The organism is Vibrio sp. 2134-1 (assembly GCF_033339495.1).
On record NZ_JAWOUS010000490.1, the window covers coordinates 1 to 666 of the forward strand.

General features: G+C 45.3%; 2 protein-coding genes. Both read left to right on the forward strand.

Annotation, left to right across the window (positions count from 1 at the left end; translation table 11 throughout):
• Positions 1 to 266: RNA polymerase-binding protein DksA (gene dksA, locus R7R78_RS26810; RefSeq protein ID WP_225474699.1), on the forward strand; the 266-nt coding region annotated here is incomplete at its 5' end.
• A gap of 192 nt (positions 267 to 458) precedes the next feature.
• On the forward strand, positions 459 to 666 hold a 208-nt coding region (locus tag R7R78_RS26815), incomplete at its 3' end, for a glutamate--tRNA ligase family protein (protein ID WP_233346557.1).

Here is a 666-nt window from a genome sequence, read left to right on the forward strand (position 1 = left end):
ACGAAGCAGCAAACTTCCCAGATCCAGTTGACCGCGCCTCTCAAGAGGAAGAGTTCAGCCTAGAACTGCGTAATCGTGACCGTGAGCGCCGTTTGATCAAGAAGATTGAAAAAACATTAGACAAAATCAAAGAAGATGATTTTGGTTTCTGTGAGTCTTGTGGCGTTGAGATTGGCGTTCGTCGCCTTGAAGCACGTCCAACTGCAGACCTTTGTATTGACTGTAAAACACTTGCAGAAATCAAAGAGAAGCAGATGCAAGGTTAATCACCACGCATTTGATTACTGAAGGGAGCTAAGGCTCCCTTTTTGTTTTGGCTAATATCAGTCCCGTAAGCGCTCAGAACCACAAACACTCACCACAGGCAAAACGCTATTGCCACTTCGTGTTTACAAAACCTAGCTGAAGCGTTACTTACGATGACTAAACTGTACATCTAATAAATTCGAGATACACCCATGGCACGCTACGTAGGTCGATTTGCCCCATCCCCTTCTGGCCCATTACACTTTGGCTCATTGATTGCTGCGCTTGGCAGTTATTTTCAAGCCAAAGCAAACAACGGAATTTGGTTAGTACGCATTGAAGATCTTGATCCACCAAGAGAAATGCCCGGCGCTTCGCAACTGATTCTAGAAGCGCTTAAAGCTTACCAGTTGCATTGGG